Source organism: Pseudomonas sp. RC2C2, from assembly GCF_018390435.1.
Classification (GTDB): Bacteria; Pseudomonadota; Gammaproteobacteria; order Pseudomonadales; family Pseudomonadaceae; genus Aquipseudomonas; species Aquipseudomonas donghuensis.
This window is the reverse complement of record NZ_JAHBAX010000001.1, coordinates 1,343,648-1,365,703: the sequence shown is the minus strand read 5'-3', so window position 1 is coordinate 1,365,703 and position 22,056 is coordinate 1,343,648. Positions and strand designations below refer to the sequence as shown.

Annotated in this window: 20 protein-coding genes and 2 pseudogenes; 9 read left to right on the top strand and 13 right to left on the bottom strand. The window is 62.3% G+C overall.

Features of this window, described 5'->3' with window-relative positions; all coding sequences use genetic code 11:
- Window positions 1-9: 9 nt before the first annotated feature.
- Window positions 10-1,020, bottom strand: a complete 1,011-nt coding sequence (locus KHO53_RS06255; protein ID WP_026001168.1) for an aldo/keto reductase — start codon at window positions 1,018-1,020, stop codon at window positions 10-12.
- Window positions 1,021-1,112: 92 nt separating this feature from the next.
- Here KHO53_RS06255 and KHO53_RS06250 point away from each other — a divergent pair, with 92 nt between their 5' ends.
- Window positions 1,113-2,012, top strand: a complete 900-nt coding sequence (locus KHO53_RS06250) for a LysR family transcriptional regulator (RefSeq protein WP_159389158.1) — start codon at window positions 1,113-1,115, stop codon at window positions 2,010-2,012.
- Between the two features lie 66 nt (window positions 2,013-2,078).
- Here the strand turns inward: KHO53_RS06250 and KHO53_RS06245 are convergent, their stop codons facing one another.
- Together KHO53_RS06245 and KHO53_RS06240 are read right to left on the bottom strand one after the other, a co-directional pair.
- Window positions 2,079-2,888 (bottom strand): NYN domain-containing protein, encoded by an 810-nt coding sequence (locus KHO53_RS06245; RefSeq protein ID WP_036996880.1) that lies wholly within the window; start codon window positions 2,886-2,888, stop codon window positions 2,079-2,081.
- 769 nt (window positions 2,889-3,657) lie between these two features.
- Entirely contained in the window at window positions 3,658-3,885 is a 228-nt protein-coding gene (locus tag KHO53_RS06240) for a hypothetical protein (protein WP_100782503.1), read from the bottom strand.
- 465 nt (window positions 3,886-4,350) lie between these two features.
- On the opposite strand from KHO53_RS06240, the gene KHO53_RS06235 reads away from it, so the two are divergent.
- A complete protein-coding gene (locus tag KHO53_RS06235) occupies window positions 4,351-4,953 on the top strand; it encodes a transglycosylase SLT domain-containing protein (RefSeq protein WP_026001169.1) in 603 nt (200 codons plus the stop codon).
- Here KHO53_RS06235 and KHO53_RS06230 read toward each other — a convergent pair.
- Window positions 4,950-5,825 carry an EamA family transporter gene (locus KHO53_RS06230; RefSeq protein ID WP_213570103.1) on the bottom strand — a complete coding sequence of 292 codons (876 nt, stop codon included), beginning with the start codon at window positions 5,823-5,825 and terminating at the stop codon, window positions 4,950-4,952. The genes KHO53_RS06235 and KHO53_RS06230 overlap by 4 nt on opposite strands.
- Window positions 5,826-5,920: 95 nt before the next feature.
- Here KHO53_RS06230 and KHO53_RS06225 point away from each other — a divergent pair, with 95 nt between their 5' ends.
- Window positions 5,921-6,688, top strand: a complete 768-nt coding sequence (locus KHO53_RS06225) for an AraC family transcriptional regulator (protein ID WP_159389155.1) — start codon at window positions 5,921-5,923, stop codon at window positions 6,686-6,688.
- A gap of 20 nt (window positions 6,689-6,708) precedes the next feature.
- Here KHO53_RS06225 and KHO53_RS06220 read toward each other — a convergent pair whose 3' ends face one another.
- Together KHO53_RS06220 and cra are read right to left on the bottom strand one after the other, a co-directional pair.
- Complete coding sequence (locus KHO53_RS06220) at window positions 6,709-7,488, bottom strand: TatD family hydrolase (RefSeq protein WP_213570102.1); 780 nt, start codon at window positions 7,486-7,488, stop codon at window positions 6,709-6,711.
- Window positions 7,489-7,490: 2 nt separating this feature from the next.
- The gene (gene cra, locus KHO53_RS06215) at window positions 7,491-8,486 is read right to left on the bottom strand and encodes a catabolite repressor/activator (RefSeq protein WP_036996873.1); all 996 of its coding nucleotides are present in this window, start codon (window positions 8,484-8,486) and stop codon (window positions 7,491-7,493) included.
- A gap of 450 nt (window positions 8,487-8,936) precedes the next feature.
- On the opposite strand from cra, the gene ptsP reads away from it, so the two are divergent.
- Genes ptsP through KHO53_RS06200 form a run of 3 tightly spaced genes read left to right on the top strand, consistent with a single transcriptional unit; the run spans window position 8,937 to window position 14,475 of the window.
- Window positions 8,937-11,795 (top strand): phosphoenolpyruvate--protein phosphotransferase, encoded by a 2,859-nt coding sequence (gene ptsP / locus KHO53_RS06210; RefSeq protein ID WP_213570101.1) that lies wholly within the window; start codon window positions 8,937-8,939, stop codon window positions 11,793-11,795.
- Window positions 11,795-12,742, top strand: coding sequence for a 1-phosphofructokinase (pfkB, locus tag KHO53_RS06205; RefSeq protein ID WP_213570100.1), 948 nt, complete (start codon window positions 11,795-11,797; stop codon window positions 12,740-12,742). Before ptsP ends, pfkB begins: the two co-directional genes overlap by 1 nt.
- Window positions 12,739-14,475: a PTS fructose-like transporter subunit IIB gene (locus tag KHO53_RS06200; protein ID WP_036996866.1), complete on the top strand. Its 1,737-nt coding sequence runs from the start codon at window positions 12,739-12,741 to the stop codon at window positions 14,473-14,475. The genes pfkB and KHO53_RS06200 overlap by 4 nt, the downstream gene beginning before the upstream one ends.
- On the opposite strand, the gene KHO53_RS06195 is transcribed toward KHO53_RS06200, so the two are convergent.
- Window positions 14,476-14,706, bottom strand: a complete 231-nt coding sequence (locus tag KHO53_RS06195) for a DUF3820 family protein (protein WP_010220643.1) — start codon at window positions 14,704-14,706, stop codon at window positions 14,476-14,478. It abuts the gene before it with no gap.
- Window positions 14,707-14,910: 204 nt separating this feature from the next.
- Between KHO53_RS06195 and KHO53_RS06190 the strand changes: the two genes are divergently transcribed.
- On the top strand, window positions 14,911-15,387 hold the full coding sequence (locus tag KHO53_RS06190; RefSeq protein WP_010220644.1) for a PA2169 family four-helix-bundle protein: 477 nt from the start codon (window positions 14,911-14,913) through the stop codon (window positions 15,385-15,387).
- On the opposite strand, the gene KHO53_RS06185 is transcribed toward KHO53_RS06190, so the two are convergent.
- From KHO53_RS06185 to KHO53_RS06175, 4 genes and pseudogenes are all read right to left on the bottom strand, one after another.
- Window positions 15,384-16,877, bottom strand: a complete 1,494-nt coding sequence (locus KHO53_RS06185; RefSeq protein ID WP_213570615.1) for a sensor domain-containing diguanylate cyclase — start codon at window positions 16,875-16,877, stop codon at window positions 15,384-15,386. The genes KHO53_RS06190 and KHO53_RS06185 overlap by 4 nt on opposite strands.
- A 264-nt stretch (window positions 16,878-17,141) precedes the next feature.
- Window positions 17,142-17,243 (bottom strand): annotated as a pseudogene (locus KHO53_RS25930) (IS110 family transposase); the annotation flags it as partial.
- Between the two features lie 87 nt (window positions 17,244-17,330).
- A complete protein-coding gene (locus KHO53_RS06180; RefSeq protein WP_036996865.1) occupies window positions 17,331-18,662 on the bottom strand; it encodes an OprD family porin in 1,332 nt (443 codons plus the stop codon).
- A gap of 206 nt (window positions 18,663-18,868) precedes the next feature.
- Entirely contained in the window at window positions 18,869-19,084 is a 216-nt protein-coding gene (locus KHO53_RS06175) for a hypothetical protein (RefSeq protein ID WP_010220647.1), read from the bottom strand.
- A gap of 263 nt (window positions 19,085-19,347) precedes the next feature.
- Here KHO53_RS06175 and KHO53_RS25925 point away from each other — a divergent pair.
- Together KHO53_RS25925 and KHO53_RS06170 are read left to right on the top strand one after the other, a co-directional pair.
- Window positions 19,348-19,629, top strand: a pseudogene (locus tag KHO53_RS25925) (PAS domain-containing protein); the annotation flags it as partial.
- A gap of 255 nt (window positions 19,630-19,884) precedes the next feature.
- The gene (locus KHO53_RS06170; protein ID WP_502937690.1) at window positions 19,885-20,931 is read left to right on the top strand and encodes a methyl-accepting chemotaxis protein; all 1,047 of its coding nucleotides are present in this window, start codon (window positions 19,885-19,887) and stop codon (window positions 20,929-20,931) included.
- Between the two features lie 6 nt (window positions 20,932-20,937).
- On the opposite strand, the gene KHO53_RS06165 is transcribed toward KHO53_RS06170, so the two are convergent.
- Complete coding sequence (locus KHO53_RS06165) at window positions 20,938-21,672, bottom strand: YkgJ family cysteine cluster protein (protein WP_502937689.1); 735 nt, start codon at window positions 21,670-21,672, stop codon at window positions 20,938-20,940.
- An 11-nt stretch (window positions 21,673-21,683) separates the two neighbouring features.
- Entirely contained in the window at window positions 21,684-21,995 is a 312-nt protein-coding gene (locus tag KHO53_RS06160) for a hypothetical protein (protein ID WP_010220650.1), read from the bottom strand.
- Between the last annotated feature and the right edge of the window lie 61 nt (window positions 21,996-22,056).

Here is a 22,056-nt window from a genome sequence, read left to right as displayed (position 1 = left end):
ATCAGATGCTCAGGACACACTGCTGGGTACATTTGTACCCATACCTTCAGGTAAATAGGGGCGTATTTCTTCTATTTCAGCGTGGCTAAGACGAATTCTCGTGGCGTCGATCAATCCATTCACCTGGTCGGGCCTGCGTGCGCCTACGATAGCGCCGGAGACTGCCCGATTACGTAGTACCCAAGCAATGGCTACGGCCGCCGCTTTGACCCCATGCCTGGCACCGATATTTGCCATGACTTCTACCAAAGCGAGGTTCTTGCTGAGGCGAGGTTCCTGGAAGTCGGCGCTCCGCGATTTTCGCCAATCATCGTCGGACAGCTGTGCAATCCGCTCGCGGGTCATGCTTCCCGTCAGTAAACCAGATTGTAACGTCGAGTAGGCAATCACGCCGACCTGCGCTGTTGCACAATAAGGCAGGATCTGATCCTCGATATCACGCATCAAAGCTGAATACGGCGGTTGAAGGGAGGCGATATCGGTTACGGAGCGGGCTCGCTCAAGCTGAGAAACATCGAAGTTTGACACGCCAATCGCCCTTATCTTGCCCTGAGCCTTGGCTTGGGCCAAGGTCGCCAAAGCCTCCTCGATGCCTTCGCTGTTTCCATCTGCAGGGAACGCTGGCCAGTGAATCTGATAGAGATCGATGACATTCACCTGCAAGCGACGCAGGCTATCCTCGATTTCTTTCATCAATGACTGGGGGGCGAGCGAATGAGAGATCTCACGGGTTTCGGGATCCCACACCAGGCTACCTTTGGTGAATACCAGCGGGCGACGCGAAGCCGGCACCTGACGCAGCAATTGCCCAGTCAATATCTCGGCATGGCCGAGTCCATATACGGCTGCTGTGTCGATCCAGTTCACGCCGCGTTCTACCGCGTACTCCAATGCTGCCAGGCTATCGCCATCATCTTGCGCCCCCCAGCTGAACTCCCATCCTTGCCCGGCAATGGCCCAAGTGCCCATTCCAATTGGCGAAATCAACAACTCGGATGTACCTAGCCGATTCTTTTGCATGCAAACCTCTCGTCGATTGAGGCGCAGAGTATTCATTGAGAGGTTACCGACGATAAGATAGCTAATCGTGTTTGAACTGCTGAGCTGCATTCATGAAATCCCCTTGCGACCTTTCCGAACTCGACGCCTTCGCCGCAGTGGCTCGCCATCACAGCTTTCGTAAAGCCGCCGACGAGCGAGGGGTATCTGCGTCAGCCCTCAGCCACGCCATGCGTGCCTTGGAAGGCAAGCTGGGGGTCAGACTCCTCAATCGCACCACTCGCAGCGTCACGCCTACCGAAGCAGGTAATCAACTTCTGGCCACGTTGGTTCCGGCGTTGGCACAGGTCGCCAAAGCGCTGCATGAACTGACCTTCAAACAGGAAATTCCCACCGGCACGCTGCGATTGAACGTATCGCGGCCCGCTGCCCGTCTCGTCGTTGCGCCACTGCTGGCGCCATTCACAGCAGCCTACCCACGTATCAACGTGGAGCTGGTGGCCGATGATGGGTTGAGCGACATCGTCGACAAAGGGTTCGATGCCGGAGTGCGCTTCGGCGAGAGCCTGGCTGGTGACATGATCGCCGTCCCGGTGGGCCCACCCCAGGGATTTGTCACCGTTGCTGCCCCCAGTTACCTCAGCAGACACGGGACACCGGACACACCGCAAAGGCTACTTGAGCACGCCTGCATTGGCCGACGCTTTCCCAGCGGCAAACTGTACAAGTGGGAATATCTTGCTGAGGGGCAGCCCATGCGCCTGGCCGTGGCAGGGCCGTTGATACTGGAAGATGACACCATGATGATTCAAGCGGCAAAGGACGGCGCCGGGATCGCGTACGTGTATGAGGAGATGGCAAGGGAATACATGGCTCGGGGGCAACTGGAGGAAGTTCTCGAAGACTGGAAAGCCTTGCCAAGCAGGTTTTTCATCTATTACTCCAGCCGGCGTCACGTACCGCCAGCGCTAAAGGCGCTGATCGAGTTTGTGCGTGAAACGCAGCATCGTTGAATAAATTGATGGCAGTACATGTGTTCGCCGCCTAAATGGGTGTCCGGAATCATTAGACCACCACAGCTACGTGTTCGGCTGTCGGTGCCGGGCATAGAGTATCGAACCACCCACGCCCGACGTGCCTCTGGTTTGCAGTTCAAACGTATCCGGATACCCCTTGATCAACTCACTGAGCTTTTTATAACCATGGGTGCGAGGGTCGAATTCAGGTTTCAATTTGCTGATGTTGGTGCCCAGCGCTCCCAAGTGAGCCCAGCCATCCTCGTCGGCAATGTCATCCAAGATCTTTGCAATGAAACTTACGGGTGCCTTGGGTAGCTTTTTTACCTTGGGCATGCTGGCGACTTTGACGGCCTCGATTGCGGCGGGTGGCTCAGGTTCGGGGCGATCATGCCCATTGCTCGCCGCAACAAGCACTTCACTACGCAGCAATTCGGTATAGATGAACTTGTCGCAGGCCGACACGAACGGCCTGGGGGTTTTTTCTTCACCAAACCCATAGACGGTCAAACCTTCTTCTCGTAGCCGAGAAGCGAGACGGGTGAAGTCACTGTCGCTCGAAACCAGGCAGAAACCGTCGAAGCGTCGGGTGTACAGCAGGTCCATTGCGTCGATGATCAAGGTGCTGTCTGTTGCGTTCTTACCTTTGGTGTACGCGAACTGTTGGATAGGTTGAATCGAATGGTCGAGTAGCACCTTTTTCCATCCACCCAACTGCGGGCCAGTCCAATCGCCATAAATCCGCTTGACGTTGGCGACGCCGTACTTGGCGATTTCTTCGAATAAACCTTCGACAATTGCCGCAGGGGCATTGTCAGCGTCGATTAACACTGCCAAGTGTTTTTGCTTGGGAGGGGAGGTATGGATGGTCATGGGACGTCCTTGAGGTGAAGACTTCAACATGCCGTTAAATTATGGATGAACAAAGGGACCACTGCTTGGCACTAGAGAGCGTGTTGTGCCAACGGGTTTGCGGTGATGTGCACATCGCAGCCGGTTAGCCAATGACTTTCAATCGACTGCTTTCGGCCCCAAGCGGCCCGTGGACAGCTAATGGTCATCTGGCGCTTGATTTTAACGAGTCGTCAGCCGCTTGTTGGCTATTGATTGCTGAAGAGTTGATCAAACGCCGAGGATTCAAACGGATGGGGTCACCCGTCATAGGCGTGAGTGAACAAATTCACCCAAGCTTCCAGTATGCTGAGTTCAACCTTGCGGCTGCAGGGATAATTGGTCTGGACATTACTTGCTTTTTGACTCTGTGGCAGGCGATGTATTTCTGCAACAGTTATTCGACCAGGTCCGCGCATGACGGGCGGCAGTCATCCGTTTTGCGGATTGGGAGTGCGTGCAGAGCATTTGCGAATGGCTGCAATGGGTTGAATCCACAGTCGAAAGCAGCCGTAAGAAATCAGTGGCTTTCGACCAAAAATTGAGCTTCCTTTAAGCTTGGCGTTTCTTAGGGCAATCCAGCTGTGCCACGCTCAGTGTTAAATCCAACCATCCCCTGCACCAGATCCTCCACCAACACCTATCGTTTTCAGCACTGAAGCACGATCTTCGCTCATCCATACCTCCCAAGGCATGCGCTGCCCCAAGCAGCCAGCCTCACCTAAGCAACACTGGCGCTCGCCTGAAAAACTCAGTGCTTCAACTGAACCTTGCTCAAAGCCACTTCAACCAAGCTTCGGGCGTGTTCAATCTCATGCATGGTTGCCAAGGTCAGTACTTGCTCAGGCGGCCTGGGATGCAGTAGCACCGTCTGCTGGGCAATAGTCAGCGCGCAGACTAGATATTCGGAAGTCTGGACGAGAAGGTCTTCAAGGGATTGGTTGGGATGATGCGGTGGATCTGGGACGATTTTTAACATGGTGTCTCCCCGGTGAATGGAGCCGCCACGAATCTGCTGTCAAACAAATGGGTGGCAACTGTACGCGGGTTGACAGACCGAACACCGGAGAACTCGGCGCACACGAAGGTGCCCCACGTACAATCGCCATAAAGGCTTGCACATGTCCACGGTGTAGTCGGCCTGTCAAAACCGGTCGTTGAATTGCCAACGACCGGCCGAGACTAGAGCCCCACCGGGACCACTGCAATGCTTTGAAAGCGGCAAAAGTATGATTGGGAAATGGACTACATGGAATCAGGAAATTCTGAAGATTTCCGCCGCTAAAGTACCGTTCTCACGACTATTCGTTACAAATCCACAACACCATACTGGTGACCCTGCCATCACCCACGCCATCATAGGAGGTCACCGCAACCTGGCCCGGCCAGGCGCTGCGTTATATACGAAGGGCAACTAAAGCCCTCTTTTTTGCTGGGGCGATGGATGAAACAAGGGCGAGGGTGGGCGCTGGTGCTTTCGGTTGTGGTCTTGGCGGGCTGCGCCACGGCGCCGCCGAGGGATCAGAACAATCTGTGCAATATCTACCGCGAGTACCCGGACTGGTACGAAGATTCGCTGAAGATGCAGCAGCAGTTCGGCACGCCGCAACATGTGGCGATGGCGATCATGAAGCAGGAAAGCAGTTTCGTTTCCGATGCACTGCCGCCCCGCGATTACTTGCTGTGGGTAATCCCGTGGGGGCGGGTGAGTTCGGCCTATGGTTATGCACAGGCCCAGGACCCGGTCTGGGGTGAGTACAAGGCCGGCACCGGCAATGGTGGCTCGCGGGATAACTTCGATGACGCGGTCATGTTCATTGGCTGGTACACCGCTGGCACCCAGCGCCAGTTGGGGATTTCCAAGTGGGATGTCTACAACCAGTACCTGGCGTACCACGAAGGGCGCGGCGGTTTTAGTCGTGGGACTTATCGCAGCAAGCCGTGGCTGATGCAGGTGGCACGCAAGGTAGAGGCGCAGTCGCGGCTCTATGGTGCCCAGCTCAAGGCGTGCCGCCAGGAGCTGGAAGATGATCGCGGTTGGTTCTAGACCGTTCGGCGCAGGAGTGGGCGGGTCTTGATAAGACCTGCTGCAAGGGCCGCCAGAATGAGGGCAATGGCAATGCCTTCGTTGCGGTCGATGTGGTGGCCGAGCAGGAGGATGGAGCCGGCGATGCCGAATATCGGGATCAGCAGCGACAGCGGCGCAACGGTTGAAACCGGGTACTCGCGCAGCAACAGGTTCCAGCCCCAGTAACAGAAGTGCGTCGCCGCGTAGACCTGGAACAACAGCGATAACACGGTTACGCCCTCGATGTGGCTGGCCAGGGCGGTGAACGGCGCGCTGCCATGGCTGAGCCAGGTGAGCAGCAGCAAGGGGATCGGTGGGAAGAGGCTGGCCCACACCACAAAGGCAAACATCTCACGCACTTTCGAGCGTTTGATGATGACGTTGCCCAGGCTCCAGCTGAAGGCGCTGACCAGCAACACGCTGTACCCCGCGGTCGTCGCCTGGCCGGGGCTGTTGGCGATAATGCAGATCAAGCCCAGGGCGGCGAGTAACACGCCAACGCACTGGCCAAGGCTCATGCCTTCGCGAAACAGCAGCACGCCCCAACCCAGGGTGAAGAAGGCACTGAACTGGATCAGCAGGGCAGCGGTGCCGGGTGGCACGCCCAGGCTGATCCCCAGGTTGATCAGCGCCCACATCGCCACGCCGAAGATCAAGCCGTAGGCGACCAGCCAGCCCAGGGCCACGGGCGGGCGTTTGATGAAGAACACCCAGGGCAGGGCGGCGAGGCTAAAGCGCAGGGCGGTGAGCAACAGCGGGTCGATCTCGGCCAGGGCCAGTTTGCTGATGGGGAAGTTCAGGCCCCAGATGGCTGTCACCAGCACGGCGAGCAGCAGGTGTTTTGGTTGCATGGTGTTGTTATCCACAGGCGGGCAGGGCGCAACTATGCGCAATGCAGGCGCTGGCCCGCTTGCGCTATCGGGTCGCAAGTCGTTAGATTCGGGCCATGATTGCTATCGACCCGTCTGAACACATTCCCCGCGATGCGGTGGTGACCGCCGTTGATTATGCCGATGGCCATCACTTCGCCCTGCATACCCATCAGCGCGGGCAGTTCGCCTATGCGGCCTGTGGGGTGATCACCGTGTTCACGCTCCAGGGCAACTGGGTGGTGCCGCCGCAACGGGCCATCTGGGTGCCGGCGCAGGTGCCCCATGAGATGGTCATGAGCGGGCCGGTGACCATGCTCAACACGTACATCAGCAATGAGGCCGCAGCTCGGCTTGGCCTGCCGGGGTTGTGTCAGGTGTTCGATGTGTCGGTGTTTTTGCGTCAGTTGCTGATCCAGGCGGCGCAGGTGCCGGCGCTGTATGCGCAAGAACAGCGCGACGGTCATTTGATGGCGTTGCTGCTGCACGAAATCGCCAGCATGGCGCCGTTGTCGCTGAATGCGCCGCTGCCGGATGATCCGCGCCTGGCCCAGGCGTGCCAGCGGCTGTTGCAACAACCGTCGCTTGAAGTGAGCATCGATGACATGGCCCGGCAGGTGGGCAGGAGCCGGCGCACGTTCACTAGGCTGTTTCGCCAGCAGACCGGTATCAGCTTTGTCGAATGGCGCCAGCAGGCGTGCCTGTTGGCGGCGGTGGTGCGCCTGGGCAATGGCGAGTCGGTTACCCGGGTGGCGATGGACCTGGGCTATAGCAGCCCGAGCGCGTTCACCAGTGTTTTTCGTAAAGCCTTGGGGGCGGCGCCGAGTCGGTATTTCAGCAAGTAAGGGTGAGGCGTGCGGCAGGGTTATTCCCAGCCAAACAACTCACAAGCATTGCCCGTACTCGCCTCAGCCAACCGCTCAACCTCGATCCCCATGATCGCGGCCAGCGCCTGGGCAATCTGCGGCAGATGCTCCGGGCTGTTGCGCACGCCCGGGAACATCACCGGCGCCATGTCCGGCGCGTCGGTCTCCAGCACCACGCTGTCCAGCGGCAACTGCGGCAGCATCTTGTGCAAGCGCAGCGCCTGCGGCCAGGTCGCGGCGCCACCGAGGCCGAGCTTGAAGCCGAGCTTGTGATACTCGCGCGCCTCTTCGACGCTGCCGGCAAAGGCATGGATGATGCCGCCACGCTTGAGCTTGTAGCGCTTGAGCGTGGCGATCACCACGGCATGGCTGCGGCGCACGTGCAGCAGGGCAGGCAGGTTGCAGTCGACGGCCAGTTGCAGCTGGGCTTCGAACAGCGCCTGTTGGCGCTCGCGGTCGAGTTCGGGCAGGTAGTAATCCAGGCCGAATTCGCCGACCGCGCACAGCTGGCGCTCACCCTGCAGGCGGGTCAGCCAGTCGCCCAGTGCGGTCAGGTGTTCGGGGCGGTGCTGGTCGAGGTAGACCGGGTGCAGGCCGAACGCCGCGTACAGCTGCGCGTCGCTGCGCACCAGGTCCCAGACCCGCTGCCAGTTGCTTTGATACACCCCCAGCACCACCATGCGCTCGACCCCGCCGGCCCGGGCATTGGCCAGCAGGGCCGGGCGGTCGGGGTCGAAATCTGGAAAGTCCAGATGGGTGTGGGTGTCGATCAGGCGCATGTTCAGGCCGTGAAGATTCGCTGTTTGAAGGTTCGACCGATGGCGTGCACGCCGGGTTCGTACTGTTTTTGTTCAACAGCGGCGAGGGCCAGCTTGAGCGCGGTTTCGGCGATCAGGCCGTGTTGCTGGGCCATGGCGTTGACCGGCAGCGGCAAGAAGTCCAGCAACTGGTTGTCGCCGAAGGTGCCCAACTGCAGGCTGCGCGAGTCGGCCGGGCGTGCTTGCAGCACGTCGAACACGCCTTGCAGCAGCACGTAGGAGGTGGTCACCAGGGCGTCGGGCAGGCGGCCGAGTTCTTCGATCAGTTGGTTCATCAGGCGCTGGCCGCACTCGCGGCTGAAGGCTTCGCCTTGCAGGCGGCTGATCTTGCCGCTGAAGCCTTCCAGGGCCTGATCGAAACCGCCGGCGCGGGCCTGGCTGACGCTCAGCTCCGGGCGGGCGCCGATCAGGGCGATGTGCGCGGGCTGGGTGGCCAGCAGGCTGCGGGTCAGTTGCTGGCTGGCGTTGCGGTCGTCGCTGACGATCGAGCAGAAGTGCGCCGGGTCGAGGCTGCGGTCAATGGCGATGATCGGCAGGCCCTTGGCTTGCAGTTCGCGGTAGCTGTCGTCTTCCGGCGGCAGGCAGCTGGCGACGAACAGGGCGTCGCAACGGCGGGCGCGGAACAGTTGCTGGAGCTGGCGCTCGCTCTCGGGCTGGTCGTCGCTGCTGGCGATCAGCAGTTGGTAGCCCTGGGCCCGGGCGCGTTGCTCCAGTTGCTTGGCGATGCGCGCGTAGCTGGGGTTTTCCAGGTCGGGGAGGATGAACCCCAGGGTGCGCGTGTGCCGGCTGCGCAAACCTGCGGCCTGGGGGTTGGGGGTGAAGCCATGGGCTTCGACCACCGCCCGCACCCGCTCGACAGTGCTGTTGCTGATGCGTTGCTGTTCGGCCTTGCCATTGATGACGTAACTGGCGGTGGTCACGGACACACCGGCCAGACGCGCGATATCGCTGAGTTTCACCGCATTTTCCTTGTTATTACCGAGACTGGCTGCAGAGCCTGACCGGGTATTGTCGCCGATCCTACGCGGGTGGCGCAGACGACCATTGTCGCAATTGTCCGACAATATGGGCAATGTTGTTCACATCGGTGTGAGCAACTGTCATTGGCAGGTAGCCAGCATATCAGGCGGTGCCTGGGTTGCGACCGCTTCGCGCTCGATCGCCGGCAAGGCCAGCTCCCACAGAGTTGGCGCAGTACCTGTGGGAGCGGTGCAGCTCCAGCAATACGACAAGCAGGGCTTCATTGATCGCACATTATCGAGTAACGTGCTCGTAAATTTAGATTAAACGTTTCAGCAGGCGATTTTCTGCCGATCCAAGCGCCTGGACGGGGTCATTGCAACTGGCCCTCAGCTGAACAATTCACAACAATACCTCAGCACCCACCTGGTGCTGCAAAGGAGAAGGTCATGCTCGAGCTCACCGTGGAGCAGATATCCATGGGCCAGTCGGCTGTGGATAAGTCGGCGGCACTGCACCTGTTGGCCGAGCGCCTGGTCAGTGATGGCCTGGTCGCCGACGGCTATCTGGCCGGGCTGCAGGCCCGTGAAGCGCAAGGCTCGACCTTCCTCGGCCAAGGTATTGCCATCCCCCATGGCACCCCCGAAACCCGCGAGCTGGTGCATGCCACCGGCGTGCGCCTGCTGCAGTTCCCCGAAGGGGTGGACTGGGGCGATGGCCAGATCGTCTACCTGGCCATCGGCATCGCCGCGCGCTCCGATGAACACCTGCGCCTGCTGCAACTGCTGACCCGCGCCCTGGGCGAGACCGACCTTGCCGAAGCCCTGCGCCGCGCCAGCTCCGCCGAAGCCTTGCTCAAGTTGCTGCAAGGCGCGCCGCAAGAGCTGGCCCTGGATGCGCAGATGATCGGCCTGGGCGTGCCCGCCGAAGATTTTGATGAGCTGGTGTGGCGCGCCGCGCGCTTGCTGACCCGTGCTGAGTGTGTCGGCTCAGGCTTTGCCGGGGTGTTGCAGCAGGTCGACCCGCTGCCGCTGGGCGAGGGCCTATGGTGGCTGCACAGCGAGCAGGCGGTGCGCCAGCCGGGCCTGGCTTTCGTTACCCCGCAACAAGCGCTGCGCCACAACGGCCAACCGGTGCATGGCCTGTTCTGCCTGGCCAGCCTCGGTGCTGCGCATCAGGCCTTGCTTGAGCGCCTGTGCACGCTGTTGATCGAAGGCCGCGGCCAGGAGCTGTGCCGCGCCACCAACAGCCGCACGGTGCTCGAAGTGCTGGGCGGCGAGTTGCCCGCCGACTGGCCGAGCGCGCGTATCGGCCTGGCCAACGCCCACGGCCTGCATGCGCGCCCGGCCAAGGAGCTGGCGCAACTGGCGAAAAATTTTGCAGGCGAGATTCGCCTGCGCCTGGTCGACAGCGGCCAGCCGGCGGTGTCGGCCAAGAGCCTGAGCAAGCTGCTCAGCCTCGGCGCACGGCGTGGGCAGATTCTGGAAATCATCGCTGAACCCAGCATTGCCAACGATGCCTTGCCTGCGCTGCTGGCCGCGATTGAAGCGGGCCTGGGCGAAGAGGTCGAGGCGCTGGCGCCGGTCGTCGAGGCGGTCATCGACGTGATGGCTGAGCCTGAACTTGTCGCGCCCGCAGCGGGCGCGCTGATCCAGGGCGTTGCTGCGGCACCGGGCATTGCCAGCGGCCCGGCGCATATCCAGGTGCTGCGCGAGTTCGACTACCCGCTGCGCGGTGAGTCGCTGCCGATTGAACGGCAACGCCTGCAGCAAGCGCTGGCCAATGTTAACCACGAAATCGAAGCGCTGACCCAGCGCAGCCCGGCCAAGGCCATCCGCGAGATTTTCATCACCCATCAGGAGATGCTCGCCGACCCGGACCTCACTGACGAAGTCGACCAGCGCCTGCGCCAGGGCGAAAGCGCGGCGGCGGCGTGGATGGCGGTGATCGATGCCGCCGCGCGCCAACAGGAAGCCTTGCATGATGCGCTGCTCGCCGAGCGCGCCGCCGACCTGCGCGATATCGGTCGGCGGGTATTGGCCCAACTGTGTGGCGAAGCCGACGTGCCGGCGCCGGAGCAGCCTTATGTGCTGGTGATGGAGGAGGTCGGCCCGTCGGATGTGGCGCGACTCGACCCGCAACGGGTGGCCGGGATTCTTACCGCCCGTGGCGGCGCCACCGCCCACAGCGCGATCGTCGCCCGCGCCCTGGGTATCCCTGCCGTCGTTGGCGCTGGCGATGCCGTGCTGCTGATTGCCCCGGGCACACCGCTGCTGCTCGATGGCCAACGCGGCCGCCTGGCGGTGGCACCCGCGGCTGAAGAGCTCGAACGTGCCCTGGCCGAACGCGACCGCCGCGAGCAACGCCTGCACGCAGCCAAGGCCCGGCGCCTGGAGCCGGCGATCACCCGCGACGGCCATGCCATTGAGGTGTTCGCCAATATCGGTGAAAGCGCCGGGATCGAAGCGGTGGTTGATCAAGGCGCCGAAGGCGTCGGCCTGCTGCGCACCGAACTGATTTTCATGGCCCACCAGCAAGCCCCCGACGAAGCCGTGCAAGAGGCCGAGTACCGCCGCGTGCTCGATGGCCTCGACGGTCGGCCGCTGGTGGTGCGCACCCTCGATGTCGGTGGCGACAAGCCGTTGCCCTACTGGCCGATCGCCAAGGAAGAAAACCCTTTCCTCGGCGTGCGCGGCATTCGCCTGACCCTGCAACGCCCGCACGTGATGGAAAGCCAGCTGCGCGCCTTGCTGCGCGCCGCCGGCGACCGGCCGCTGCGGATCATGTTCCCGATGGTCGGCCAGCTCGAAGAGTGGCGCCAGGCCCGGGCCATGGTCGAGCGCCTGCGCGAGGAAATCGCTGTCAGCGACCTGCAACTGGGGATCATGATCGAGGTGCCGTCGGCCGCCTTGCTGGCGCCGGTACTGGCCCAGGAAGTGGACTTCTTCAGCATCGGCACCAACGACCTGACCCAGTACACCCTGGCCATCGACCGCGGCCACCCGAGCCTCTCGGCGCAAGCGGACGGCCTGCACCCGGCGGTGCTGCAACTGATCGACATCACCGTGCGCGCCGCCCATGCCCATGGCAAGTGGGTCGGGGTGTGCGGCGAGCTGGCCGCCGACCCGCAGGCGGTGGCGCTGTTGCTCGGCCTTGGCGTCGATGAGCTGAGCGTTGCGGCGCGCAGCATTGCCGAGGTCAAAGCCGAAGTACGTGAACTGAATTTTGAACATGCCCAGCAGCTCGCGCGCCAAGCGTTGCTGCAGGGCAGTGCCGGCGCAGTGCGGGCACTGGTGGAGACCCGTTGATGGCCAAGATACTGACCCTGACCCTGAACCCGGCGCTGGACCTTACCGTCAGCCTCGACAGCCTGCATGCAGGTCAGGTCAACCGCAGCCAGGCGCAGCACAGCCACGCCGCTGGCAAGGGCCTGAACGTCGCCCAGGTGCTGGCCGACCTCGGCCATAGCGTGACCGTGGGCGGCTTTCTCGGCCGCGACAACCTGGCGCCGTTCGAGGCCCTGATCGCCCGCCGTGGCTTTGCCGATTGCTTCGTGCGGGTGGCAGGCGAGACCCGTTGCAACATTAAACTGGTCGAAGCCAGCGGCCAGGTCACCGATATCAACGGCCCCGGCCCGCAGGTCGATGAGCAAGCGCGCCTGGAACTGCTGACCCGCCTTGAGCAGATCGCCCCCGGCCACGCTGCGGTGGTGGTCGCAGGCAGCCTGCCGCGTGGCATCAGCCCGCAGTGGCTGCAGATGCTTCTGGCCCGGCTCAAGGCCATGGGCCTGAAAGTGGCCCTGGACAGCAGCGGCGAAGCCTTGCGTGCCGGGCTTGCCTGCGCACCGTGGCTGGTCAAGCCGAACACCGACGAGCTGGGCGAAGTGCTCGGCAGTGCTGTGCATGACTTTGCCCAGCAGCAACAAGCGGCGACCCGCCTGATCGGCCAGGGCGTCGAGCATGTGGTGGTGTCCCAGGGCGAGCAGGGGGTCAACTGGTTCCGCCAGGGCAGTGCCCTCGGCGCCGTGCCGCCCAAGGTCAAGGTAGCCAGTACCGTCGGTGCCGGTGACTCGCTGCTGGCGGGCATGGTCCATGGCCTGCTGAGCGCCGATAGCCCTGCGAAAACCCTGCGCCGGGCTACGGCGATTGCCGCCCAGGCGGTGACCCAGATCGGCTTCGGTATTAACGACCGGGCACAACTGGCGCAGCTGGAAAGCCAGGTGCAGCTGACAGAACAACAAGAGGGTTGCAGATGAACATTGCCATCGTCACCGCCTGCCCCAATGGCCAGGTCTCCAGTGTGCTCAGTGCGCGCCTGCTGGAAGCGGCAGCGCTGCGCCAGGGCTGGAGCACCAGCGTCGAAGTGCACGACCCGCAGCAAGCCGAGCGCCAGCTGTCTGACGCCGCGATTGCCGCTGCCGACTGGGTGCTGGTGATCAACACCGGCCCACTGGACCTTCGCCGTTTTGCCGGCAAGCGGCTGTACCAGAGCACCCCGGCGCAAGCGCTGGCGGATGTGGAAAACTTTTTGCGTGAAGCGGCCGACAAGGCTGTGGTCTATCAGCCCGAAGCCGAGCAGGTGGCAGCCCCTGTCGAGCGCAGCGCCAAAGTCGTCGCGGTCACCGCGTGCCCGACTGGCGTCGCCCATACCTTCATGGCCGCCGAAGCGTTGCAGCAGGCGGCGCAGCAGCTGGGCTACCAGCTCAGCGTCGAAACCCAGGGTTCGGTGGGGGCGCGCAATCCGTTGTCGGCAACGGCCATTGCCGAAGCCGATGTGGTGCTGCTGGCTGCCGACATCGAGGTGCCCACCGCGCGCTTTGCCGGCAAGCGCATTTATCGCTGCGGCACCGGCGTGGCTCTCAAGCAGGCCCAGGCCACGCTGAAAAAAGCCCTCGCTGAAGGCCGGGAAGAATCTGCCGCGCAAGGTGCCAGCGCCGCCCCGGCCCGCAGCGAGAAAACCGGGGTGTACAAGCACTTGCTCACCGGTGTGTCGTTCATGCTGCCGATGGTGGTGGCCGGTGGCTTGCTGATCGCGCTGTCGTTCGTCTTCGGTATCGAGGCCTACAAGGAGCCCGGCACCTTGCCGGCCGCATTGATGCAGATCGGCGGCGAGGCGGCCTTCAAACTGATGGTGCCGTTGCTGGCCGGTTACATTGCCTATTCGATTGCCGACCGTCCGGGGCTGGCGCCGGGGATGATTGGCGGCCTGTTGGCCAGCACCCTGGGGGCGGGTTTTATCGGCGGTATCGTCGCCGGATTCCTGGCCGGTTACAGCGCCAAGGCCATCAGCCGCTGGGCACGCTTGCCCAGCAGCCTTGAAGCACTCAAGCCGATCCTGATCATCCCGCTGCTGGCCAGCCTGTTCACTGGCCTGGTGATGATTTACGTGGTCGGCAAACCAGTGGCTGGCATGCTCGAAGGCCTGACCCATTTTCTCGACAGCATGGGCACCACCAACGCGATTCTGCTCGGGGTGTTGCTCGGCGGGATGATGTGCGTCGATTTGGGCGGGCCGATCAACAAGGCGGCCTATGCGTTTTCTGTCGGCCTGCTGGCCTCGCAGAGTTACGCGCCGATGGCCGCGACCATGGCCGCCGGTATGGTGCCGCCGATTGGCCTGGGCATCGCCAGCTTCATTGCCCGGCGCAAGTTCGCCCAGAGCGAGCGCGAAGCCGGCAAGGCGGCGCTGGTGCTGGGCTTGTGCTTTATCTCCGAGGGGGCGATTCCGTTTGCCGCCAAGGACCCGCTGCGGGTGATCCCGGCCAGTGTCGTCGGCGGCGCGCTGACCGGCGCCTTGTCGATGTATTTCGGCTGCAAGCTGATGGCGCCCCATGGCGGCCTGTTCGTCATGCTGATCCCCAATGCGATCAACCATGCCTTGCTGTATGTGCTGGCGATCGTCGCCGGTAGCCTGCTGACGGCGCTGGTGTATGCAGTGCTCAAGCGCGGCGAAGGGGTGGAGCTGGCGGTGCAGCCGGCCAAGGCCTGATCAGTTGCGCGGGCGCGGGTGCTTCTTGCGCAGGGGCACCAGCAGGTCGCTCAGGCCGTTATGATCGACCTCATGCATCAGGGCCAGCAGGCCGCCCAGCTCGCCCTTGGGAAAGCCCTGGCGGGCGAACCAGTTGAGGTAGTGTCCCGGCAGGTCGGCAATCAGCCGGCCCTGGTATTTGCCGTAGGGCATTTCACGGGTGACCAGCAGGACGAGGGCTTCCGGGTTCATGGCAAGGGTATTCTTGGGATGGATGGGCGCCAACATACATGCAATCTGCATGAAGGCCAAAGGACAGTTCATGCAGAACGCGTGAAAGTCATAAGTTCATTTAATTTCAAGCTATTGAAAATTAAAGATATTTTCTAAGCTCTCAGGCTGGCACGAACCCTGCTCCGATCTATTGCATCTTCCCTCATGCAAAGGAGCAATGTCATGACTACTCCCAACAAAGAAGTCGTCTCGGTTCTCAACGAACTGATCGAATTCAGCAAGGATGGCGAAAAGGGTTTCAAAACCTCTGCCGAGGATGTGAAGAATCCGGAGCTGAAAAGCTATTTCATCCAGCGTTCTGGTGAGTGCGGTAGCGCCGCTGTGGAACTGCAGCAGCAAGTGCGTATCCTCGGTGGCGACCCGGAAACCTCGACCAGCGTCAGCGGTGACCTGCACCGTGGCTGGGTCAACCTGAAGTCGATGCTCACCGGCAAGGATGAAGAAGCGGTGCTCAACGAAGTCGAGCGCGGCGAGGACCATGCTCTCAAAGCCTACAAGGACGCCCTGGAAACACTGGCCCGCCTCAACACCCTGCCAAGCAGCGAGGTCTATGCCCTGGTTGAACGTCAGTACCATGGCGTGCAGCGCAACCATGACCAGGTCAAGGCCCTGCGCAACCAGGCGCGCGCCAAGTCTTAAGCGGCTACTTCGACCCGGTTGCGACCGTTGCCCTTGGCACGGTAAAGCGCCTCATCGGCATCGCCCAGCAAGGTCGCAAGCTCTTGCTGGGCGCCTGGCGTGTGGCAACCGATGCCAATGCTGACGGTGACCGGTGCGGTGTCATCGGCAAATGGCGGCAGCGCCTCGACAGCGGCACGAATGCGCTCAGCCAGGAGCCGGGCACCGGGCAGTTCGGTCTCCGGCAACACCACCAGAAACTCCTCCCCACCGTAGCGTGCGGCCAGGTCGGCCGGGCGGCGGATGCTGCTGGCGATGGCGCTGGCCACCTGGCGCAAGGCGGCATCCCCACCCGGGTGCCCGTGGCGCTCGTTGAAGGCCTTGAAGTGATCGACGTCGATCATCAACACCGCCAGCGGCCGGGCATTGCGCAGGCTGCGCGCCCATTCCTGGCGCAGCACCTGGTCCAGGCGCCGGCGGTTGGCCAGGCCCGTCAGGCTGTCGGTGGCGGCGAGGGCGGCCAGGCCTTGTTCGGCGCTGTGCCGGCGACGCAGTTCGCGGCCCAGCAGCAAGGTCAGCCAGAGAATACCGATGCACAGCACGCCGGTGGCCACGCTGACCAGCACCGCTGTGCGCCGCCACGACTGGAACACCTCGTCGGCGGAGTGCGCAACGATAACGATCAGCGGCAGGTCGCCGACCCGGGCGAAGGTGAACAGGCGTTGTTTGCCGGTGCGCGTGGAGACCCCGGCAAAGGTGCCGCTGACATCCGCGCGCATGCGCTGAAAGTTCGGCCGGTCGCTGTAATTCTGGCCGATGCGCGGCTCGTCGGGCGTAGCCGGGTGACGCACCAACAGCACGCCGTTGGTGTTCATCAGGTTGATACTGCTGTCGCTGCCGATGTCCAGGCGCTGGAACAGCGTGCTGAAGTACGACAGGCGCAAGGCCCCGGCAGCGACCCCGAGAAATTCCCCGTGGGGCCCGGAGATACGCCGGCTGAAGCTGATGCACCAGTCCAGGTCGCCCAGCCGCGCTTTGAACGGCTGGCCAATCAGCAACCCCAGGTTGGGGTTGTCGCGGTGTTGCTGGAAGTCCTTGCTGTTGGCGAAATTGGCCTGGCGCGGGATGGCGCTGGTGGAGTCGGCGACCACATCACCCTTGGCGTCGAGCCAGAGGATATCGCCGCGCACCGGTGCGGTAACGGCTTGGTTGAACAGAATCTGTTGGCGCAGCTCGGTGGGCACCGCGAGCAGTTCCGGGCGCTGTATGGCCCAGATCAGGCTTTGCAGGGAGAGGTCATAGAGTTCGACATTGCGCACGATGTCGCTTTCGATCAGTTGCACGATATTGCTGGCCGAGCGCGCGGCGGCCTGTTCGGCGCTGCTGCGTTCGCGCATCAACAGGAAGGTGACGATGGCGACGATGGCGAGCACTGCAAGGCAACTGCCCAGATTGAGGATCAGCTCCGGATGAGACTTGTACAGGGCGGATCGCTGGGATCGGGTGGGCAACGTCATGGTCACTAATGCCGAAGACCGTCTAGAAAGTGCGGTGTTACTGCGCGGCGGCCGTATTCTAGGGGGGCAGGGATTGTCGGACAAGGATTTAATCGTGTCTTCTGACGAGTAGATGCAACTGTTTGCGGTGGGAGCAACTGTCGGTCATCTGGTTAACTGTGGGAGCCGGTCTTGCCGGCGATGGGGGGCGTAGCACCCCCGGCCCGGCTATGCCGGGCATCGCCAGCAAGGCTGGCTCCCACAGGGACTCAACCGCCTTCAAGCCGGCTGTTCTCGCCAGGGTGTTCCGCTTTTGAGCATGGCATTCAATCGCACGATCAATACCCGCATGCACGCAACCACCGCCACTTTCGCGCACTCGTAGCCGCCCGTGGCTTCAAGCAAAACCTCTAGGCACCTCGGATTAGCAACTTGTCATTCACCGCTCCCACTACCGGGTTGGGGCGATCAGAAAATGTTCAGCGGGTAGTCAACGATCACCCGGTACTCGTCGACATCGCTGTCGATATGCGAGTAGCCCTGGGTGCCACGGTGCGAGGCCCAGCGCAGCAGCACCGAGAGATCCTTGAGCTGGCCTTCCTGGAACACGTACTGCAGGTCGACGTCACGTTCCCAGTGCTGGGCGTTCTCGCCATCGGCGTTGTACCAGTGGCCGTAGCCGACGCTGTTGGGGTCGACCTTGCTCATGTCCAGCTCACCGCGCGAGTAGGACACAATCGAGGTCAGCCCCGGGATGCCGGCCCCGGCGAAGTCATAGGCGTACTTGAGCTTCCACGAACGCTCGTTGGGGCCGTTGAAGTCCGAGTAGATCTGCGAGTTGTCCAGGAAGATGCTGTCACCCTGGTTGATGTAGTCGAACGGGGTGTTGCCGTTGACCCGCTGGTACACCGCGGTAAGGCTGTTGTAGCCGACGTTGACGGTGAAGTGCAGGCTGTAGGTGTTGTTGTCGATGTGCCCGAGCAGCGCCTGGCCGGTGTCCTGGGTGTGATAGAAGTGCAGGCCCGGGTTGAGGCTGACCAGCTCGTTGAGCTGCCAGGTGTAGTCGACATCGAAGTAGTACTGGTTCCAGATGTCCTTGAGCTCGGCGGCATACAGGCTCGAGGTCAGGTTCGGCACGCCGCTCCAGGCCACGCCGGCCCAGTTCAGGTGACGGCTGTCGCGCTCGTCCTGCAGCTTGCCGTAGAAGGTGTCGATACGCCGGTGGCCGCTCTGGTTGTAGGGCTTGGTGAAGCTGGCTTGACCGGCTTCGAGCATCACCCCGTCAAAGCTGTTGTTGGTGATGCTGACGCCGCGGAAGGTCTGCGGCAGCATGCGCGACTCGCCACCGGCGATCACCGGGTTGGTGAGGAACAGGTCGCCGGCCTTGAGCACGGTGTCAAACGCCTTGAGCTTGAGCGCAGCACCGGCGGTGGAGAACGAATCATGGGCCTTGCCCGGTTCGCCATCACCCTTGGTGTTGATCGGCAGGATGCTGGAACCGGAGGTGCCGCCTCCGCCGTCGAGTTTCAGCCCGAGCATGGCGTGGGCATCGAGGCCGAAACCGACCGTGCCCGGGGTGTAGCCCGATTCGAACTTGCCGAGAAAACCCTGACCCCATTCGCGGTTGTCACGCACACCCGGCAGCAGCTGGTTGCGGTTCAGGTAGTAGTTGCGTGCGTGCACGTTGAGACTCGACCCTTCGATAAAACCTTCGGCCTTTTCCTCGTCGGCCTGGGCAGTGAAGGGCATCGTTGCAGCCAATGCAACGAACAGCGGGGTGAAGCGTAAAGCAGTGTTCACCGGTGTGGACTCCTTGGGGTGAATGTACGGCAGTTTTTATTGTACGAAAGACGTTCTTGTCATGAACAAACGAGCCAGCGCGCTGGCACTTTTCGACACACGAAAAAAAAGCCGCTGATCGGCAGCGGCTTTGAAAGACAACCGCACAGGCATTCAAGTCACCTGTGCAGCCATCGAGGGAGTCGAAGGGGTGAATCGGGGCCCGATCAGCTCTCGGACGCGTCATCCGCATCAGCCTTTGCAGCGGTCTGTTCCAGGCCCTGGGCCTGCTCGGACTGGTGCTTGGCGATGACCTCCTGAAGAACCGTGGCACGCTCGGCGTTACGGGCAACAAAAGCCTGGGATTCTTCAGCCATGGCCAGTGGCGACAGCAACAGGGAGGACAGGACGAATACGCTGGCAACACCCATACTGTTGGACATTTGCAACAACCTTCTTGCTTGGCAAGTGTGAAGTAGGTCTGAGTAAATTAGTCGGAAATGGCTGAAAGAAACAGTTACTTTTGGGATAAGCACTGTTGCGTCAAAGGTAATAGTCATTGAATTTGCGTTGGCTTCAATCGCGGGCTACCCCGTGACCGGTAGTGGCCAAGTGCCAATATCCTGCGCTGGATCAAGGTTGGGCAAAAAATTGCCACTAAAGTCGTACGCCCTGCCGATTCTCCCGACAATAACGAGTGCCTCCGATGAAGAGCAATTTGCCTGTGACCGGTCGCAATGTGGATTATCCCGGTGACGCCAATATCCTTTCCACCACTGACCTGACCAGCCAGATCACTTACGCCAATGACGACTTCATCAAGGTCAGTGGTTTTACCCGCGAAGAGCTGATAGGCAGCGCCCACCATATCGTCCGCCACCCGGACATGCCGCCCCAGGCCTTCGCACAAATGTGGCAGACACTGAAAAGTGGCCAGTCGTGGATGGGGCTGGTGAAGAACCGTTGCAAGAACGGTGATCACTATTGGGTCAGCGCGTTCGTCACGCCCATCTCCAGCAATGGCCAGGCCGTGGAGTATCAGTCGGTGCGGACCAAGCCCAGTGCCGAGCAGGTCGAGGCCGCCGAGCGCTGCTACGCGAGGATGTGCAGCGGTCCGCTGCGCTGGTGGCAGCGTTTGCCGGTGGTTGGTTTGGCCTGGCAACTGTGGGGCGGGGTGACCCTGGCGCTGGCGGCGGTGTTTGCTTTCAGCCGGCTGCTGTTGCCGGCCCTGCCATGGCAAGGTGTGCTGGAGTTGATCCTGGCCAGTGGCCTGGCGGCCTTGATGATCTTCATCGCCTTGCGCCCGCTCGAGCGCTTGCGCGTCCAGGCCCAGGCCATCGCCGACAACCCCTTGAGCCAGCAGCTGTACACCGGTCGGCGCGACGGCATTGGCCAGATCGACTTTGCCCTGCGCATGCTCAAGGGCCAGTTGGGCGCGGTGGTCGGCCGTATCGGCGACACCTCGCGGCGCCTGGCCGGGCATACCGGTAGCCTGGCTCAATCGCTGCAAAGCAGTCACAGCAACAGCCTGGAACAACAGAGCGAAGCCGATCAGGTGGCCATTGCGATCAACCAGATGGCCGCCAGCGTCGCCCAGGTCGCCAGCAGTGCCCAGCAAGCCTCCCAGGCCGCCGACCAGGCCGAGGGCGAAACCCAGGCCGGGCATCAACTGGTCGACCTCAACCGCAGCGCCATCCAGAACCTGGCCAATTCGCTGAGCTCGGCCACTGAAGTTATCCACAATCTGGAAAGCCACAGCAGCGAGATCACCGGGGTGCTGGAGGTGATTCGCGGCATCGCCGAGCAGACCAACCTGTTGGCCCTCAATGCCGCCATCGAAGCGGCCCGGGCCGGTGATCAGGGCCGCGGTTTTGCCGTGGTCGCCGACGAGGTACGCGGCCTGGCCCAGCGCACCGCGCAGTCGACCCACGAAATCCAGCGGATGATCAGCGCCTTGCAAAATGGCGCGCGTGAAGCGGTGCAGGTCATGCAGCAGAGCAGCGAACATGCCGGGCACAGTGTCGAGCAGGCCCAGCGCGCCGCCAGTGCCCTGGACGGCATCAGCCTGCGGGTCAACCAGATCAGCGAAATGAGCCTGCAGATCGCCGCGGCGGTAGAGCAGCAGAGCCAGGTCAGCGAGAACATCAACCGCAACATCATCAGCATCCGCCAGGCCAGTGAAGCCACGGTGCAGGTCGGCCAGCAGAGCCACCTGAGCGCCACCGACGTGGCCGGGCTGGCGCAGGACCTGCGCCGGCTGGCGGATGAATTCTGGCGGCGTTGTCAGTAGGGCGGTTCAGAACCCGATGAAGCTGTAGTAGGTGCCGGGTTCGCTGCGAGTCTTCGCACCGCACGCCTCAAGCTCGGCACTCAAGGCCGGATCGATCACATGCAGCGTCCATGCTGCCACGGGCTGATCGAGCGGCGGTTGCTCAAGGGCCTGGGCCAGCGCCGCGGTGTCGGGCAGGTAAGCGGTAAAGCCATTGCCCTTGAGCGCGCTGACATCAATGCCCAGCGCCTGGCAGATGGCGAGCTTGGCGCGGATATCGTCGCGATCGGCCTGGCGCGAACGCTCGATCAGTTCAGCCAGGCGCTTATCCACCAACTGATGGCCGTGAATCAGCGCCGGGCCGCTTTGCCAGGCTTCGCTCGGGCAGTCCTTGGCCTCGGGGCGCAGCGGGATGTGCGGATTGATTTCCATCGGGTAGATACGGCACACCAGCGGGCGGATCTCGTAGATGCCGCAGCGGTTGTCGTCGTCGAGGTTGCGGCAGCGGCCGGGGTTGAAGGCGGCAAAGGTGATGGTCACCCAGGCCTGGCTGCTGCCGCAGGGCACCGGCCAGGAGCGGCGCGTGGCGTGCTCGCGCTGTTCTGCCGGCAGGCCCAGGCCATTGGCCAGGAAGGCTTCGGCCAGGACGATGACCTGGCCGCCGGTACCCGCCCACTGTCGGGCCTCGCTCAGGGTCAGGGGGACATGATGGCCGGTGCAGCACTTGCCACAGCCGGTGCAGTCGAAACGGATATCGGTAATGGGCGCGCTGTTCACGGTTGGCCAGGCGTCCATTCGGTGACGAAGGCAGCCTTGCGCTTTTTATCGAACAGGCACAGTTCGGTGCCCTTGCGGTTGTTCATGTGCTTTTGCGGGTAGCGGCCTTCGAGCAGCAGGGCGCTGTAGCCCACACGGTCGTCGAACTCGGCGGCCTTGCCCAGGGCCTTGACCTGTTTGAGCTGGCTGGCGCCGATGCAGCTTTTCAGCACCTGCTGTTGATGATCGCTCCAGGCCTGGCTGCTGGATGCCTGGGCGCCAGCGCTGAACACAGCGCAGCCGAGCAGGGTGAAGAGGAGGGCTTTCATCGGCGGGATACTCGCAAAAACGTGCGCACAATTGTGCCTGAGCCTCAGGCACATTCAAGCG

What these genes read in the sequence shown, in the direction of transcription:
- KHO53_RS06220 (WP_213570102.1), bottom strand. Translation starts at nt 7,488, where the DNA reads ATGCGCCTGATCGACACCCACACCCATCTGGACTTTCCAGATTTCGAC.
- KHO53_RS06230 (WP_213570103.1), bottom strand. Translation starts at nt 5,825, where the DNA reads ATGCAACCAAAACACCTGCTGCTCGCCGTGCTGGTGACAGCCATCTGG.
- pfkB (WP_213570100.1), top strand. Translation starts at nt 11,795, where the DNA reads ATGGCCAAGATACTGACCCTGACCCTGAACCCGGCGCTGGACCTTACC.
- KHO53_RS06160 (WP_010220650.1), bottom strand. Translation starts at nt 21,995, where the DNA reads ATGAAAGCCCTCCTCTTCACCCTGCTCGGCTGCGCTGTGTTCAGCGCT.
- KHO53_RS06190 (WP_010220644.1), top strand. Translation starts at nt 14,911, where the DNA reads ATGACTACTCCCAACAAAGAAGTCGTCTCGGTTCTCAACGAACTGATC.
- KHO53_RS06255 (WP_026001168.1), bottom strand. Translation starts at nt 1,020, where the DNA reads ATGCAAAAGAATCGGCTAGGTACATCCGAGTTGTTGATTTCGCCAATT.
- KHO53_RS06200 (WP_036996866.1), top strand. Translation starts at nt 12,739, where the DNA reads ATGAACATTGCCATCGTCACCGCCTGCCCCAATGGCCAGGTCTCCAGT.
- ptsP (WP_213570101.1), top strand. Translation starts at nt 8,937, where the DNA reads ATGCTCGAGCTCACCGTGGAGCAGATATCCATGGGCCAGTCGGCTGTG.
- KHO53_RS06225 (WP_159389155.1), top strand. Translation starts at nt 5,921, where the DNA reads ATGATTGCTATCGACCCGTCTGAACACATTCCCCGCGATGCGGTGGTG.
- KHO53_RS06175 (WP_010220647.1), bottom strand. Translation starts at nt 19,084, where the DNA reads ATGTCCAACAGTATGGGTGTTGCCAGCGTATTCGTCCTGTCCTCCCTG.
- KHO53_RS06240 (WP_100782503.1), bottom strand. Translation starts at nt 3,885, where the DNA reads ATGTTAAAAATCGTCCCAGATCCACCGCATCATCCCAACCAATCCCTT.
- KHO53_RS06195 (WP_010220643.1), bottom strand. Translation starts at nt 14,706, where the DNA reads ATGAACCCGGAAGCCCTCGTCCTGCTGGTCACCCGTGAAATGCCCTAC.
- KHO53_RS06250 (WP_159389158.1), top strand. Translation starts at nt 1,113, where the DNA reads ATGAAATCCCCTTGCGACCTTTCCGAACTCGACGCCTTCGCCGCAGTG.
- KHO53_RS06245 (WP_036996880.1), bottom strand. Translation starts at nt 2,888, where the DNA reads ATGACCATCCATACCTCCCCTCCCAAGCAAAAACACTTGGCAGTGTTA.
- KHO53_RS06235 (WP_026001169.1), top strand. Translation starts at nt 4,351, where the DNA reads ATGAAACAAGGGCGAGGGTGGGCGCTGGTGCTTTCGGTTGTGGTCTTG.